The organism is Cephaloticoccus capnophilus, assembly GCF_001580045.1.
Taxonomy (GTDB): domain Bacteria; phylum Verrucomicrobiota; class Verrucomicrobiia; order Opitutales; family Opitutaceae; genus Cephaloticoccus; species Cephaloticoccus capnophilus.
On record NZ_LSZP01000008.1, the window covers coordinates 16,944 to 32,480 of the forward strand.

Sequence of the window (15,537 nt, forward strand, 5' to 3'; positions counted from 1 at the left end):
AACGGCTTGTCTCACGGACAAAAGAGGCCGGGCACTTACGCTGAAAGGGTTTTTGAACGGGCGACGACGAAGTCGATGATCGGCTGGTCGTCGTCGCCAGCGCGCCAAGCGAGATTAATGAACTCACTCGGGTGAATGTTATTCGCCTTGAAGAAACGCCGGTCGCCGCCGCAGCAAAACATTGCCGAGTCGGGCAGTTCCCCACGCAGCTTGGCGCGCACTTTTCTCAGAATGCGCGGCAGCCAAACGATGCCCGCAAGGGACTCGGGTTTGGCGGGCCAAGTTTCGGGATCTTCTTTTTTCCCCGTCCATTGGCCGTTTTGCACATTGAGGAAATAGTCGCGGCGGATGATTTCGATGCTAAGGGCCGTGTCGTAGCCAGGGACGTCTTCGTTGTGCTGGTCTTCGACGTAGTCGTAAATGTGCTGTGCGGTGATGCCGTTGGCGGTCAGAAAGGCCAGTTCTTCGGGCGTAAAGTAATTTTCCGCGCCGCGCCGCCCTTCGGCATAAAGTGCAAGCGCACGGTCGTAGATTTCGCGGAACTGTTGGGTGAAGGTGAAGTGATTCATAGTGGGGGTATGCTACCACTGCGCGTAGTGAGCGCAATCGACTACTGGGAAATCGTCCCCGGATTTCCTGAGCCTCTAGGGTCTGTTCCCGTTTCAAACGTGGCCGCGACGGAGGCCGGTTTCGTCGCTTGTCGCACTTGGCTTAGTCGGTCTGCGTGCGGCGAAGTGTCGTGCGAAGCTCAGCGGGCGTGGGGGCTTACGGTGCTGCGCGAAAGTCGATCGTGCGGCGGAAGCGGTCCACTTTATGCACGACGACTTCGAGCGGATCGCCCGCGCGAATCCGCGCGGCGAGTTTTCGTTTTTTGCCAAAGTTCGCCAGCGGCAGGAAGCCAAAGGTGAGCGACTCGGTGAGTTCGATGAAGAAGCCGGTCGAGCGGACTTCCGTAACGATTGCGGCGAAATGAGTGGGCACCGGTTTCGCCAGTTCGCGCTCAAAGAATTCGAGGGTTTTGATTTTTACCGATTCGCGTTCGGCGGCTTGGGCGTTGAGTTCGGTTTGCGAGAGGTGTTCGCCCAGTGCGGCGACGACGGCGGCAGTGTAGCGGTGTGCGGCTATGTGCTGGCCGCCACGGGCTCCCGCACTCGCAGTGCTGATGCTCAGTGTTTTCCCCGTGATTTTTTCTCCGCGCCCGGCCGGGTGTTTATTTTTTTGCGCGAGGTGGCTCGCTAGGACGCGGTGGACGACGAGATCGGCGTAGCGGCGGATAGGCGAGGTGAAGTGGGTGTAGTCGCGTTTGTGTAGTCCGTAGTGCCCGTCGGGTTTTTCCCGATAGCAGGCTTTTTTGAGGCTGCGCAGGAGTTGGCTGCGGAGTAGGTGGCCTTGTGGATGAGTGGCGAGTTGGGCAAGGAGTCGGGTGAGCTCGGCACGGACGGCGAGGTTGCCGACCGAGAGGCCGTGTGTGGCTAGTTCGCTGCGAAGTTCGTTAAGCCGATCGGGTTCGGGATCGTCGTGAACGCGGTAGAGCGAGGGGAGGCGTGCGCTGCGGGTGAGCTGGGCCACGGCTTCATTGGCGGCGAGCATGAACTCCTCAATTAACTGGTGGCTCTCGTCGTTGTCTACGCGTTCGAGGCGATCGGCATAGCCTTGCTCGTCGACGTAGATTTTGGTCTCCGGCATATCGAGGTCGAGGCTGCCGTGGGCCATGCGTTCGCGGCGCAGCGCGGAGGCGATTTTCCAGAGGCGGCGCACCCAGATTTGGAGCGCGGCGAGTTCGCGTTGGGGGAGGGTGGAGAGTGCGCGGCCGGTAGAGCCGGTTTGGTGCTTGGGCGGGAGCGGGAGGCTGCGGACTTTTTGGAGGTCGTCGGTGAAGAGGAGCGCGTAGGCTTGTTTATAGGTGAGGCGTTTGCGGCTGCGGATGACGGTAGCGGCAAAGTCTTTTTCTAAAATCGCACCCTGCGCATCGAAGGTGAGGAAGACGGCTTTGCAGAGCCGGTCTTCGCCTTCGACGAGCGAGCAGAGGCCGTTAGAGAGTTTTTCGGGGAGCATCGGGATGACCGTGCCGACGAGGTAGGTGGAGTTGCCGCGTTTTTGGGCTTCGCGGTCGAGGGCAGTGTCTGGGCGGACGTAGGTGGCGACGTCAGCAATGTGGATGCCGACGCGTGTGCGGCCTTTGGGAAGCGGCTCGATGGAGAGTGCGTCGTCGAAGTCTTTGGCGTCGTCAGGGTCGATAGTGAGGGTGGGGATTTCGCGGTAGTCGAGCCGGCCGATGAGTTCGGCAGGGCGGACTTTGGCGGGGAGTGCGGCGGCTTCGGCTTCGACCTCGTGGGGGAAGGCGGGGCTGAGTTTGTAGGTTTCGAGCACGCCGAGGAGCTCGGCTCGGGGCTCGTGGGTGCGACCTAGGCGGGCGACGAGTGTGCCGGTGAGAGGGGCGTTGCGCGTGTCCCACGCGTCAAGCCGGACGACGACTTTATCGCCTTCGGTGGGCGCGGGCGTGAGGGAGTTTTGGGCGAAAGAGGCAGTGCGGGAAGCACGAGCGATGCGGTTTGGTGCTTCGACCAAAACCTCGCGGGCAAAGCGCGGGTCGTCGGGAGTGACGAACCAGTGTTTCCCGTTTTTGCGAAGCTCACCCACGAGCGTGTCGCGCGATCGGGAGAGGACGCGGAGGACTTCGCCGCGCAGTTCGTCGTCGCGCTCGCTCGGAGAATCGCGGCGGTGCTTCTTGCTGCGCGCGGCGTAGCGGGCTTGAGGGCCGCGGCGCGGCGTGTTGCCGATTAGCCGCAGCGCGACGCGGTCGCCGTGGAGCGCGGTGCCTGCGGCGGTGGCCGCGATTTGGATGGTTTGGGCGGGCGCGGAGGCGGGCAGACCGGCTGCGGCGCCGTTAGCACTATCAATCACGACGTAGGCGGAGCCGCCGCTGCGGAAGCGGATTTCGCCGCTGAGCTCGTCGTGTGTAGAGGTGGGCTGCGAGTGCTGTGCAGATTCCGTTTTGCGCGCGGCTTTTGATGCGGGAAGGCTAAGCAGCCCTGCCCGGCTACGATGAAGTTTGCCTGCATTGAGGAGGCGTTGGATGGCGGTCGAGAGGGCTTTGCGTTCGCGTTTGGGTAGGCCCAGTTGGGAGGCGATTTCCGAGGCGGAGAGCGGGCGTGATTTCGCCTCGCGAAGGAGTGCGATCAGGCGTTCGTTGAGTTTCATAACAATCAGTTTGGCGCGCAGATCCGTAACAAGTGGCCTCTGGGAGGCGCTGCGATTCTTGAGGTTGCAGGCGACGCAAGCGGTGCCCCAGGCTACGCGCGATGAAAATCGTGCATGTGACCAGCGAGCTGTTTCCTTACATCAAAACGGGTGGGCTGGCTGATGCGGTGGCGGCACTCGGCGCGGCACTGGCGGACAAAGGGCACGAGGTCGCGGTGTTTTTGCCCGGATATCGGGCGGTGCGCGAGCACCCTGATGCGGTGAAAGCGGAGCGGCGGCACGAGTTGAGGGTCGAGCTGGGCGAAGAGTTTCTTTCGGGCGAAGTGCGCTGTTTTAGCCCGAGGCAGGGGCTTACGGTTTACCTCGTGTGCCGGGATGAGTTTTTTGACCGGCGTTTTCCTTACGGCACGGCGGATCGCGGCGATTACGAGGACAACGCACAGCGGTTTATCTTTTTCGCCAAGGCGGTAGTGGAAACGTTGCGACTGGAGGCTGGTGAGGGGGCGAGCGGGTGTCGTGCAGATGTGGTGCACGCGCACGATTGGCAGGCCGCGCTTGTGCCGCTTTTGTTGCGCGTCGCCGAGCGGCGGCATGGGCAGCGACTCGCGGAGCGCACGGTATTTACGATTCACAATATCGCGTTTCAGGGAATCGCGCCTGCATCCAGATTTGCGCTGACAAACTTGCCCGCCGAGCTGCGCGGAATTGAGGGTCTAGAGTATCACGGGCAGATTAGCACGATAAAGGCCGGTATTCTTTTCTCCGATACGGTGACGACGGTGAGTCCGCGTTATGCACGGGAAATCCAGACGCCGGAATTTGGCTGCGGGCTCGATGGGGTGGTGCGCACGCGGGCTAGCGTATTGCGCGGGCTGCTCAACGGTATTGACCCGGCGGTGTGGAATCCTGCGACCGACCCGCTGCTGCCCGCGCAATACTCGGCGGATGGGCTCGCTGGAAAGGCGAAATGCCGCGCCGCGCTGCTCGCTGCACATGGGCTCGCGCCTGCCGAAGACGGAGTGCCAGTTTACGGGATGGTGTGCCGGTTGACCGAGCAAAAGGGCGTGGAACTGCTCTTGGCCAATGCGGAGTTTTTTCTGCGCGAAGACTGTCGGCTCGTGATTCTGGGGACGGGCGCACGACATTTTGAAGAGGCGGTCGCGGCCCTCGCTGCGCGCGCTCCGACTAAGATCGCTGTCAGCCTAAAACTCGACGAGGCCGCGAGTCACCTAATCGAAGCGGGGGCGGATTTTTTTCTCATGCCGTCCTTGTTCGAGCCCTGTGGGCTGAACCAAATGTATTCGCAGGCTTACGGGACGGTTCCGATTGTGAGCGAGGTTGGCGGGCTCGCCGATACGGTCGCGGATGCCGACCGCGACGGCGAGCACGGCACGGGGCTTACGCATTCGCCAACGGCGGCAGCGATGGCCGACGCGCTGCATCGCTCGCTCGCGCTGTTTGCGGATAAGTCGCGCTATGCCGCCGTGCAACAACACGGGATGCGGCGCGACTTCAGTTGGGCGCAGGCTGCCTCCGCTTACGAAGCGTTGTATAACGGCATATGAGGTTGAGGCTCCGCGTGCCGCATCGGCGCCGTCGGCGTGCTGGCTAGGCAGGCGGCGGGCTAGGCGGAGAGTTTAGCCTTGAGAGGGCGGGAGAGTGGGGTAGCTTTCGCCGTATCATGGCTACGGCAACGACCCCAGAGCACATTGAGGCGCAGCCCGCACCGGTCGCAGAAAAAGCCCCACGGGTGGAGGTGCGCAAGATCGCCATCGACAATAGCACCTTGTCCGTGCTGGCAGTCGGCGTCGCGCTATTTGCGCTCGCGTTTGGGGCCTTTACCCACTTGAGCGGGCGCATAGACAGCCTGGATGCGAAGATTGAAAAGGTCTCTTCAGAACTTAACGCGAGAATAGACAGGCTGGACGCGAAGATTGATCGGGTAGACGCGAAGATTGACGTGGTGAATGCGCGGCTTGACCGGCTCTTTGAGCTGATTGCTTCGCCGGGGCGTAGAGAGTCTTAGGCGCAGGACTGCGCGGGAATCGAGCGCGGGAAACTGAGCAGCCGGGGTGTTTTTACGACGTCCGTTTTTTTGCGGGCGGAGTCGGCGCGGCGCACCGGATAAAACGCAACGCGTTGAGTGGTTTTCTGACGCGACAAAGGAAGAGGCGCTGCAGTGGCAGGCAGGTGCTGGGCTAGGCGGAGAGTTTAGCCTTGAGAGGGCGGGCTAGTGGGGTAGCTTTCGCCGTATCATGGCTACCGCAACAACCCCAGAGCACATTGAGGCGCAGCCCGCACCGGTCGCAGAAAAAGCCCCACGGGTGGAGGTACGCAAGATCGCCATCGACAATAGCACCTTGTCCGTGCTGGCAGTCGGCGTCGCGCTATTTGCGCTCGCGTTTGGAGCCTTCACCCACTTGAGCGGGCGCATAGAAAGCCTAGATGCAAAATTTGACGCGAGAATAGACAAGCTGGATGCGAAAATTGAGCAACAGGCCGCACGCACCGATGCGAGAATAGACAGACTGGACGCGAAGATTGAAAAGGTCTCTTCAGAACTTAACGCGAAGATTGATCGGGTAGACGCGAAGATTGACGCGGTAAATGCGCGGCTTGACCGGCTCTTTGAAGTGATTGCCTCGCCCGGACGCAGAGAGTCTTAGGGGTAGGACTGCGCGCGAAACGATCGCGGGAAACTGAGGAGCAGGGGCGTTTTTACGACGCCCCTTTTTTGCGGGCGGAGGACGGCGCTGCGAGTTCTTCTGGCGTGCTCTCGTCACCGCCCAGCCACTCTCTAGAAAATGATTCCCCGTGAGGGTATCAGGGGTGGAAAAGGATCGTTGGTGCCCCTTACGATACGAAGGAGAAGTTGGCGCGGTACCCGCGCATTTGGGGTTTAGTAAACTGGGTGCTTAGTAAAATAGCTTCCGGTCGAGGCTGCGGTACTGGATGGCTTCGAGTAAATGCGGCGGCTCGATGTGTTCGGAGCCGGCAAGGTCGGCGATCGTGCGGGTGACTTTGAGGATCCGGTCGTAGGCGCGTGCAGACAGCGACAGTTGCTCCATCGCTTGTTGGAGGAGGTCACCGAGGGTCGAGTCGATACGGCAAAACTGGCGAATCTGAGTGTGAGTCATTCGCGCATTACTCGTGGTGCGCGTCGCCGCAAAACGCGTGTGCTGGCGTGTACGCGCAGCTTGAATCCGTTCGCGCATTGCCACCGAGCTTTCGCTTGCGGACTCGGTACGCAGTTCGCGAATCGAGAGCGTGGGTGCGTCGATATGGATGTCGATACGGTCGAGGAGTGGGCCGCTAATGCGGGAGCGGTAGCGTTGGATTTGGATGGGCGAGCAGCGGCATTCGTGCTGTGGGTCACCGAGGTAGCCGCAGGGGCAGGGGTTCATGGCTGCGGTAAGCATGAAGGCGCACGGAAGCGTGACCTTGCCTGCGCTACGCGAGATGGTGACTTCGCCGTCTTCGAGAGGTTGGCGCAATACTTCGAGGGCTGAGCGTTTGAACTCGGGCAGTTCGTCCAAAAAGAGAACGCCGTGGTGCGCGAGCGAGATTTCTCCTGGGCCGGGCATTGTGCCGCCGCCTAGTAAGCCGACATCCGAAATGGTGTGATGTGGGCTGCGAAAGGGACGTTCGCACCACGGGGCTTCGCCGCTGATCGTGCGCCCGGCTGCCGAGTGAATACTCAAGATTTCGAGCGACTCATCCAGTGTGGGCTCGGGCATGATGGTCGGGATGCGCTTGGCGATCATCGACTTCCCCGAGCCAGGCGGGCCAATCATGAGCAGGTTGTGGTTGCCTGCGACGGCGACCTCGACTGCACGCCGAAGCGCGTGCTGACCTTTGATTTCGGAAAAATCTCCGCTGAGTGCCGAATCGCTTTTTCTCAAAAAATGCCGGTCGCCGCGCAATGGGGCGAGCGCGAGCGTGCCACTGAGAAAGCGATGGGCTTGGTCCAGCGACTCGACGCGATAGACGGCAATTCCTTCAACGAGCGCGGCTTCTTCTGCCGAGCGTGGCGGAAGCAGTAGGCCCGTTTTGCCAAGTTTGCGCGCGAGCTGGGCAATGGCGAGTGCACCGCGTATGGGACGGGTGATGCCGGAGAGTCCAAGTTCGCCTGCAACCAAATAGTCCGCTGGATTGAGTACTGGGGTGAGTTGGCCAGTTGAAAGCAGGATGCCCAGCGCAATGGGCAGGTCGTAGAGCGGGCCTTCTTTGCGAATGTCAGCCGGGGCGAGATTGATTGTCGTACGCGTCTCGGGCATCGCGAAGCCGCTGTTGCTAAGCGCGGAGTGCACGCGGTCTTCGGACTCTTTGACGGCGGCATCGGGCAGGCCGACGAGGACGAGGCGCGGGTCGCCCGACTCGCCGGAGTTCACCTCTACTTGCACAGGAGCGGCGACGATGCCTTGCAGCGTGGCAGAATGGATGGAGGCCAACATGGCGAGCGAGCGGCGAAAAGTAAGCGCCAAGGGGAGGGGGGCGCGTTTCTTTCGGTTGAGGTGGGGCGGTTGGGGGCAATTTGCTCTGGAGTGGAGCGTTTTTTGTTGATGAAAACAAAGGTCTTAAGGATGTCTAACCCGAAGTCCGAATCGGCACTTTTAGGGATTTTATGATTATCGGCATTACAGGTGGGATGGGGTGTGGGAAGTCGACTGCAGCGGCACTGTTTGCTGAGCACGGGTTTGCGCGGTTGGACTCCGATGCACTTGTGCGCGATCGGATTTTGCGCGAGCCGGAGGTGCTGTCGGCAATTCATGAAAAATTCGGCGATGGGGTTTTTCTCACAAATAGTGCCAACGGCACTACAGGCATGAGCGGCTCGGGAGCAGGTTCGGAGAGGTGCTTCGGAGAGCTTGACCGTGCATGGCTGGCGGAGCGTGTGTTTGCCTGCGATGACGCTCGACTGTGGTTGGAGGCGCTCACACACCCGCGTCTTTTTTCGCTTTGGCGCGAAGCGCTTTGCTGCGCTCCACCCAGCACACGCTGGGTGATTGAGGTGCCGCTGCTTTTTGAAAAGCACTTGGAGAATTGGTTTGATCTCACGGTTTGCGTGGCCTCCTCTTCGCCCCAGCAAATCGCACGGCTGGAGCAGCGAGGGGTTGTCAGGGAACTCGCCGAACAACGCATTCTCAAACAACTCCCTCTCGCGACGAAACTCTCTTTGGCCGATATCGTTTTGTGGAACGACGCTGCGCTTAGCTCCCTCCAACACCAAGTGGAACACGTAATAGCCCAGCTTCCCCACAGTCCGCATAATTGAAGGACTGCTCACTTCTTCTGTCATACGCGGCGCAATACATTCCGTCCTTTTCTCAACACCTCTCGCCTATCCCATCCCCTATGGACAATGACCTCCTCCCTGAAGTGGAGCCTGTAAAGAAAGCTGTGACGCGTAAGCCGCGCGCGCCGCGCACCAAGAAGACCGACACTGTCGATAGTTCGCAGACCTTGCTTGAGGTGCTCGTGCCCCAAGCTGCCGCGCCTGCTGAGAAACCGAAGCGTGGTAGGCCGCGCAAGAAGCCTGCCGCTTTGGGCGCCGCAGAAACGCAGCCCGAAGCGTCCGCACCGAAGTCCGCAAAGGCGGTATCGGCCTCGACGAGCGCAAGTACCGAGGCGCAAGTCGCTTCGCCGTCGTCGTCACAGGACTCAGCCCCGCGCGCTGAGCGAAGCACGTTTTTTAAGCCCGAGCCGAATCCGGCTGCCGTTGTCGAGTGGTCTCTGCCCGAGCGGGAAAGGCCGCTTGAGCGGCCCTCAACTCAAGCGGTAACCGAAGTGCCTGCTTCGCCCGAGGCTCCCCTTCCCGAAGCTCCGGTTTCCGCGCCGGAGTCGGCGAGCGGAAATGGCAATAGCAACGTAAATGGAGGAAACGGCCGAAAGCCGCCGTATCAGCCGAACCACTTCAAAAATAACGGACAGCAGTCGGGCGCCCAGTTCGACCGTGACCGCGATTCGTGGAAGAAGAACAAGCGCAGCCGCAGCAAGAAAGGCGGCAAGTGGCAGCCCGGCGGTGGCGGCAATAACTCCGGCCCTGCGCACCCACAGCAGCCTGGGCCCGCTGCACAGCAAGTTGGCGTTCAAGGAGACTTGCCCGATCCGTCACGCTTCGAGGACCTTGCCGCGCTCGACGCACTTGCTGCCGGGCTTGCCGAGTCCGCGCACGCTCCGATTTACCTCGACCACGTTTACGCACTCGCACTGGCCGAGCTAAACACCTTTGCCCGATCACTCGGTATCACTTTCGAGGGCACCCTCAACCGCGCGCAACTCATCGAGCTCATTTTCAAAAACGCTGCGGAGGCGAAACGTCCCCTGCGTGATCGAGGCTACATCGACATCAACGCGCAGGGCGCCTTCATCGTGCACACGCACGTCAACTACCGGCTCTACCCCGAGGACGCGTGGCTGCCCGAGTGCCTCATCAAACGCTACGGGCTAAAGCGCGGTCACCGAGTCGAAGTGCTCGTCGCCCCGCCGAGCGAGGGCGAGCGCTGCCCGGCCGTCGTGCGCATCGAGAGCGTGATGGGTGGCGCCCCCGAGGAAATTTCAAAAGTCACGCCTTTCGAAGAGCTCGTGCCTTACTACCCGCTTCAGCGCATCTTGCTCGAAGCCCCCGCCGTGCAGCGCGACGTGTCGATGCGCGCGGTCGATATTTTGACGCCGATTGGATTTGGGCAACGCGGGCTAATCGTCGCACCGCCGCGCACGGGTAAGACGATCCTGTTGCAAAACATCGCCAACTCCGTCGCGGAAAACTTCCCCGACTACACGCTCATCCTGCTCCTCATCGACGAGCGTCCCGAGGAAGTCACCGACTTCCGCCGTCACACAAAGGGCGAGGTCGTTTCCTCGACCTTCGACGAAGCCCCGGAGAGCCACGTCCACTGTGCCGAGATGGTTGGGGAAAAAGCGCGCCGCCTCGTCGAGCAGGGTAAGCACGTCGTCATCTTGCTCGACTCGATCACGCGGCTTGCCCGCGCCTACAACGCGCTCGCCTCTAACTCCGGCAAAATCATGTCGGGCGGCATGGAGGCGACCGCGCTCCAAAAGCCGAAACGCTTCTTCGGTGCCGCGCGCAACATTGAGGGCGCGGGCAGTCTCACCATTATCGGCACCGCACTCGTCGATACGGGCAGCCGCATGGACGAGGTGATTTTCGAGGAGTTCAAGGGCACTGGTAACATGGAGTTGCACCTCGACCGGGGACTTGTTGAGCGGCGGATTTTCCCCGCGATCAACATCGACCGCTCCGGCACGCGTAAAGAGGAGCTCATCTACCATCCCGAAGAGTTGCAGAAGATTTACGGGCTGCGCCGCGCCATGCAGGGGCTCGGGCCAATCGAGTCGATGGAGATGCTCATCAAGCGGCTTAAAGCGACCAAATCCAACGCGGAGTTCTTGCTCGGCCTGCGTTAAGGAGACCAGTGCCCTTTGCCCACTGCGCGTGGGGCGGCAGCGTGTCGCTGCACCCATTTACCGAACGCTTGGTTGCCGTGCATTCGCACGGCAACCAAGCGTTCGGTAGAAAGGAACCCAAACTTGGAGGCGGGAGTTTACTGGTGATTTTTCCCACCTCGCCCAAACGGGTTATCACTCTACTTTCCCCTCCCTGTCGCAACGCGACAGGGGATTGTCCTTTTCAGATTTTGGTTTCGTTTCTGCGCGTCGCGCAGAGGCGAAACCAAAATCTAAATGGGTGCAGGCACAGCCTGCCGCCCCACGCGTAGTGGGGAAGTATCAGCCAGCGCTAGGCGACGGCGGGCTGTTGTTTTTAGGGTAGGGCTGGACTGGTGTTCTCTCGGAACTTGGTCTAGGTAAGGCTTCCTCTGATGAGTGCTGACGAGCCCGAGTCCGTTGCACAGCTTGCCGAGCAATTGGGGATTGCCCGGGTAGACTTGACGGAGCTTCAAGTCAGCGCGGAGTTGATCCGGCTGATTCCCCACGAGTTGGTGCGGCGTTACGAGTTGTTGCCGTTGCGTTATGAGGATGGCGGGCAGCGGCGGCTTTTCGTCGCAACTGCCGACCCGCTCAATACTGACGGGCTGGATGCGATCGCGCATTTGCTCGGCGTTGAGGTGGTTCCGTGTTTCGTGCCGCGCGAGGAGTTATGCGCGGCGACTGCGAGTCATTACGGCCGCGAAATCGCAGCGGCAGGTGCGTTTCTCGAAAGCGCGAGCGAGCACGCTTCGCTCGACGTATCCGCAGCGTTCCCCGAAGCCACTTCTGAAAACGACGCCGAAGCAGATTTGGACGCACCGATTATCCAGCTCGTGCATCGGCTCATCATGCGGGCAGTGGAGCAGCGCGCTTCGGATATTCACCTAGAGCCGTTGGCGCGGCGATTTCGTGTGCGTTACCGAATCGACGGTGTGTTGATTGAGGCGGAGGCCCCACCGAAACGCTTGCAGGCGGCGATTATTTCGCGCGTCAAAATCATGGCGGGTATCAGCATCGCCGAAAAACGACTCCCCCAAGACGGGCGGATTCAGCTCAAGCTGCCGAGTGCTCGGGGCGACAGCCGCAACAGCGAAAACCAAAGCAGCAGCGCGGTGGGCGGGGCTCGTGCAGCCGCACTCGATTTACGCGTGTCCTCGCTGCCAACCTCACACGGCGAGAGCATCGTGATGCGCATTCTCGACGGGGAAAGTCTGCGGCTCGGGCTCGGTGAACTCGGCTTCATGGCTGACGATCGCGCCGCCTTTGAGCGGCTAATCGCACAGCCAGACGGCATCGTGCTCGTCACCGGTCCAACCGGATCGGGGAAAACCACGACGCTCTACAGTTGCCTTCATGCGATTAACCAGCCCGACCGCAAAATTATCACGGTCGAAGATCCGGTGGAGTATCAATTGAGCGGAGTAAACCAAGTGCCCGTCCGATCGGAGCTCGGGATGAGCTTTGCCGCTGCGCTGCGCGCTATGCTCCGGCAGGCTCCCAATATCGTGATGCTCGGCGAAATCCGTGACGCCGAGACTGCTGAAATCGCGATTCATGCTTCGCTAACCGGCCACATGGTTTTCTCGACCTTGCACACCAACGATTCGCCGGGCGCGGTCACGCGACTCATCGAGATCGGGGTAAAACCCTTCCTCGTGGCGACCTCCCTGCGCGGTGTGCTCGCGCAACGGCTCGTGAGAAAACTCTGCCCCGACTGCGCCCAAGCCCATACGCCAAGCGCGGCCGAGTTGAGCTTGCTCGGGATAGGAGAGAAAGAGGCGAGGGGAGCGACCTTTCGCCGCGCAGCCGGCTGCCCGAAGTGCCACCACACCGGTTATCGCGGCCGGACGGGGATTTTTGAACTGCTGCTAATTGACGAAGCCATGCAGCAACTCGTGCATGCCGGAGCCAGTGCCTCGAAGCTCCGTGCGTACGCCCGCCAAAACGGGATGCGCAGTCTGCGCGAAGATGGGCGGCGCAAAGTCCTGGCCGGACTCACCACGATTGAAGAAGTCCTTGCCGAAACCCTCGGCGACCGCTGAGGCGGGTCGGTCGGCTCCGACATTGACCACTAACCCAAGCGCGCACCTCGCCGTTCACGGCGAGGTCAAGCGAGGTCATCGTCATATGGAGCCGAAGGCTCCTCTAGCTTGTGGAGGAGAAGCTCCGACCGCAGGGTCGGAGTTCTTCACCTCGCGGACACGCGTGAGGCACGCAGCACGTTTCTACCGTGCCTGCGGCACGGGAAGGTCAAAATGTCATCGGCTGAGGGCGGCGCCGACCGTAGGGAGAGGACGACTTGGGCGAGAAAGGTCGCCGAAGCGACTTGGAGGGCTTAGCGCTCCGTTTTAATACTAGGATTCAGATGCATTTACTTGCTCTCCTTGGGAAGAGTCTGTGAGACCACGTCTCTCTAACTACCAAGATGAATCTGAGAAACCTTCACTTTGCCCAAGCGGTCTTTCGCAACGCGCTGTGCTGTGCGCTTTTATGCGCCGCAGTGCCACTCGGCTGGGGGCAAGCAGCACTACAGGAGGACGCCAGTCCCATCCAGCTTGATGCACTTGAAATCGTGGCCGACGTGCTCGACCGCGATGATAGCCGCCAAAAAGTCGTCTCGACTGCGACTAAGATGGCGATGGACGCGCGCGACGTGCCGCAGACCATTAATACGCTCGAAATGAGTAAATATAAAGTCTACGGATTGAACGACTTGAGCGTTCTCCTAGACGGCACACCGGGGCTGGATACCTCGTATGATATGCGCAGCGACGGCATCACGATTCGCGGTTTTGCGGCGGACTCTAACGACATCTACCGCGACGGCGTGCGCAATGCCGGCCAAATCCGGCGCGGCACGGCTAACGTGGAGCGGATCGAAATCGTAAAAGGCCCTGCCTCCGTCCTCTACGGGCGCGGGCTCGGTGGTGGCGTGGTTAATTTGATTAGCAAACAAGCCCGTTTTGATGCCGTGAGCAGCATCGGTGTGCGTGGCGGCTCTTGGGAAAATCGCGGCGCGACCGTCGATGTGAACCAAGTCGTAACTGACAATGTCGTGGTGCGACTGACTACCGATTTTGAACAGTCCGATAGTTTTCGACGCGGAATATCGAATCGAAATCGGATGTTTTCGCCCAGTATCCTGATTGATAATAAACAAGGACTAAGCTGGCTGGCACAATATACCTATGACAAAGTCTGGCGGCGCCCCGACCGCGCTCCGGCTTTTGATGCGCTGCCCGAGGGTGTCTCTAGCCGCACTGCCTATGCGCATCCCGACGATTTTGTAGAAGACATTGCCGAAAGCATCCGCTCGGAGTTAAACTATGCATTCAACAGTAATTGGTCGCTAAAATGGACGGCTGCGTGGAACGAGTCTGCGCAAGACTTCGACCACTTGTATGCGGGAAGATACAATCCTACAAAGGGGACGATGACCTTTACCCGTGCGTGGCAGGAGACGAGTAACACGACTTTTATCAATACGATCGACCTGAGCGGGCATTTTAATACAGGCCCAATCAGCCACACCCTTTTGTTCGGTGGCGAGGCCTCACGCGAAAAACGGCTGCCTAATTTGGCGACCTCGGGAGCGAGTTCTGACCCGGGTTTACTCTATCCTTGGGAAATCGACCCCTATGATCCTGTATTCATTGAGTCGAAAACGCCGCGTGGTGAGGCAAAGACCTCGAATCGCCACCGTGCGACGAGTGAAGCCCTTTACGTTCAAGATTTAATGAGTGTGGGCGAGCATTGGAAAGTGTTGCTTGGTGGGCGTTTCGATCGGTTTCATTTCCGCTCGCACAACCTCATCACCGATAAACAGCGCGGCTACCGTGGGGATACCTTTAGCCCGCGTGTCGGCGTGATTTGGCAGCCTTCGGAGAGCCAAAGCCTGTATGTATCTTATAGTAAAAACTTCGCGCCTTACGGTGGGCGAGGCTTGATGAGTGTTTCTGTGGACGATACCGCAGTATACGACGCTGACCCGCAATATTCCCGACAATACGAGGTGGGGATTAAGAGCGAATGGTTCGATGATCGGCTTTCTTCCCAAGTCTCGGTTTACGAGTTGGAGCTCTATAACATCCGCTATCGTCCCGACCCTGATAACGACCCCTTCCTCTGGGCAGTGCGCGGTAGCGAACGCTCCCGCGGTGCAGAGCTTAGCTTGACTGGGAAAATTCTAGAAAGCGGCTTATACGTGCGCAGTGGCGTCGGTTTGCAGGAAGCGAAAATCATTGAAGACAAGTCGACGCCCGCCAACGAAGGTCGCCACAAGCGCGGCATCGCACGCAAAACCGGAAACCTGTTTCTACGCTATGCACCGAAAAGCCCCTTTTATGCGGAAATCGGTGTGACTTACAAAGGCCCGATTTACAACGACCTCGCAAATACGAGCCAGCGCTCCGGCTACACGCGCTGGGATGCCTCAGTAGGCTGGCGCGTGATGCCGTGGACGGTCACGCTCGCGATGACGAATTTAGCGGGCAAAGACTATTGGCGCTCGAGCAGCATGCCCGGTGCCCCACGTAGCTTCCTCCTTAGCGCTAACTACATTTTTTAAAAGAAGGGGACTCCCGTTTTTCCCACTACGCGTGGGGCGCAGCCGCAGGCTGCGCCCCACACGCGCAGTGGAGGTCTGTGATCTCTGGCATTTATCTCGGGAACAGGCCCTAGGGAGATAGGATAGGGTACCCGGTCGGAAAGCGCATAGCGATTGGGCTATTTTTAGAGCCTGGTTCTTATTTAAGGCGGCGGAGTGCGTATCGCACGTCTGTGCCTATGTCGTGCCGAACGTTTCTGTATATCACTTCTCTACTCGGGTGTTTTCATCTGCAGAGCGCTTATGTATTAGCAGAACTTACCTCCCCCCCCCCCCCAGGT

At 60.0% G+C, this 15,537-nt stretch carries 10 protein-coding genes; 7 read left to right on the forward strand and 3 right to left on the reverse strand.

Annotation, left to right across the window (positions count from 1 at the left end):
* Window positions 1-35: 35 nt before the first annotated feature.
* Window positions 36-569 (reverse strand): DUF5069 domain-containing protein, encoded by a 534-nt coding sequence (locus AXK12_RS01135; RefSeq protein ID WP_068710942.1) that lies wholly within the window; start codon window positions 567-569, stop codon window positions 36-38.
* A 196-nt stretch (window positions 570-765) separates the two neighbouring features.
* The gene (locus tag AXK12_RS01140; RefSeq protein ID WP_068710943.1) at window positions 766-3,201 is read right to left on the reverse strand and encodes a ribonuclease R family protein; all 2,436 of its coding nucleotides are present in this window, start codon (window positions 3,199-3,201) and stop codon (window positions 766-768) included.
* A 101-nt stretch (window positions 3,202-3,302) separates the two neighbouring features.
* On the opposite strand from AXK12_RS01140, the gene glgA reads away from it, so the two are divergent.
* From glgA to AXK12_RS01155, 3 genes are all read left to right on the forward strand, one after another.
* Window positions 3,303-4,766: a glycogen synthase GlgA gene (gene glgA, locus AXK12_RS01145; protein ID WP_068710944.1), complete on the forward strand. Its 1,464-nt coding sequence runs from the start codon at window positions 3,303-3,305 to the stop codon at window positions 4,764-4,766.
* 116 nt (window positions 4,767-4,882) lie between these two features.
* Window positions 4,883-5,227 carry an SNARE domain-containing protein gene (locus tag AXK12_RS01150; RefSeq protein ID WP_156468756.1) on the forward strand — a complete coding sequence of 115 codons (345 nt, stop codon included), beginning with the start codon at window positions 4,883-4,885 and terminating at the stop codon, window positions 5,225-5,227.
* A 229-nt stretch (window positions 5,228-5,456) separates the two neighbouring features.
* Window positions 5,457-5,867: a hypothetical protein gene (locus tag AXK12_RS01155; protein WP_156468757.1), complete on the forward strand. Its 411-nt coding sequence runs from the start codon at window positions 5,457-5,459 to the stop codon at window positions 5,865-5,867.
* Window positions 5,868-6,116: 249 nt separating this feature from the next.
* Here AXK12_RS01155 and AXK12_RS01160 read toward each other — a convergent pair whose 3' ends face one another.
* The gene (locus tag AXK12_RS01160) at window positions 6,117-7,655 is read right to left on the reverse strand and encodes a YifB family Mg chelatase-like AAA ATPase (protein WP_068710952.1); all 1,539 of its coding nucleotides are present in this window, start codon (window positions 7,653-7,655) and stop codon (window positions 6,117-6,119) included.
* A 170-nt stretch (window positions 7,656-7,825) separates the two neighbouring features.
* Here AXK12_RS01160 and coaE point away from each other — a divergent pair, with 170 nt between their 5' ends.
* The 4 genes from coaE to AXK12_RS01180 all read left to right on the forward strand — a co-directional run bounded on the left by coaE (window position 7,826) and on the right by AXK12_RS01180 (window position 15,217).
* Complete coding sequence (gene coaE / locus AXK12_RS01165; RefSeq protein WP_068710947.1) at window positions 7,826-8,476, forward strand: dephospho-CoA kinase; 651 nt, start codon at window positions 7,826-7,828, stop codon at window positions 8,474-8,476.
* Between the two features lie 80 nt (window positions 8,477-8,556).
* The gene (gene rho, locus AXK12_RS08425; RefSeq protein WP_082782541.1) at window positions 8,557-10,629 is read left to right on the forward strand and encodes a transcription termination factor Rho; all 2,073 of its coding nucleotides are present in this window, start codon (window positions 8,557-8,559) and stop codon (window positions 10,627-10,629) included.
* A gap of 413 nt (window positions 10,630-11,042) precedes the next feature.
* Entirely contained in the window at window positions 11,043-12,692 is a 1,650-nt protein-coding gene (locus tag AXK12_RS01175) for a GspE/PulE family protein (protein ID WP_068710948.1), read from the forward strand.
* A 383-nt stretch (window positions 12,693-13,075) separates the two neighbouring features.
* Window positions 13,076-15,217: a TonB-dependent receptor gene (locus AXK12_RS01180; RefSeq protein ID WP_068710949.1), complete on the forward strand. Its 2,142-nt coding sequence runs from the start codon at window positions 13,076-13,078 to the stop codon at window positions 15,215-15,217.
* Window positions 15,218-15,537: the final 320 nt, after the last annotated feature.

Coding starts and splice junctions, on each gene's coding strand:
- AXK12_RS01150 (WP_156468756.1), top strand. CDS start 4,883: ATGGCTACGGCAACGACCCCAGAGCACATTGAGGCGCAGCCCGCACCG.
- AXK12_RS01140 (WP_068710943.1), bottom strand. CDS start 3,201: ATGAAACTCAACGAACGCCTGATCGCACTCCTTCGCGAGGCGAAATCA.
- AXK12_RS01135 (WP_068710942.1), bottom strand. CDS start 569: ATGAATCACTTCACCTTCACCCAACAGTTCCGCGAAATCTACGACCGT.
- rho (WP_082782541.1), top strand. CDS start 8,557: ATGGACAATGACCTCCTCCCTGAAGTGGAGCCTGTAAAGAAAGCTGTG.
- coaE (WP_068710947.1), top strand. CDS start 7,826: ATGATTATCGGCATTACAGGTGGGATGGGGTGTGGGAAGTCGACTGCA.
- glgA (WP_068710944.1), top strand. CDS start 3,303: ATGAAAATCGTGCATGTGACCAGCGAGCTGTTTCCTTACATCAAAACG.
- AXK12_RS01175 (WP_068710948.1), top strand. CDS start 11,043: ATGAGTGCTGACGAGCCCGAGTCCGTTGCACAGCTTGCCGAGCAATTG.
- AXK12_RS01160 (WP_068710952.1), bottom strand. CDS start 7,655: ATGTTGGCCTCCATCCATTCTGCCACGCTGCAAGGCATCGTCGCCGCT.
- AXK12_RS01180 (WP_068710949.1), top strand. CDS start 13,076: ATGAATCTGAGAAACCTTCACTTTGCCCAAGCGGTCTTTCGCAACGCG.
- AXK12_RS01155 (WP_156468757.1), top strand. CDS start 5,457: ATGGCTACCGCAACAACCCCAGAGCACATTGAGGCGCAGCCCGCACCG.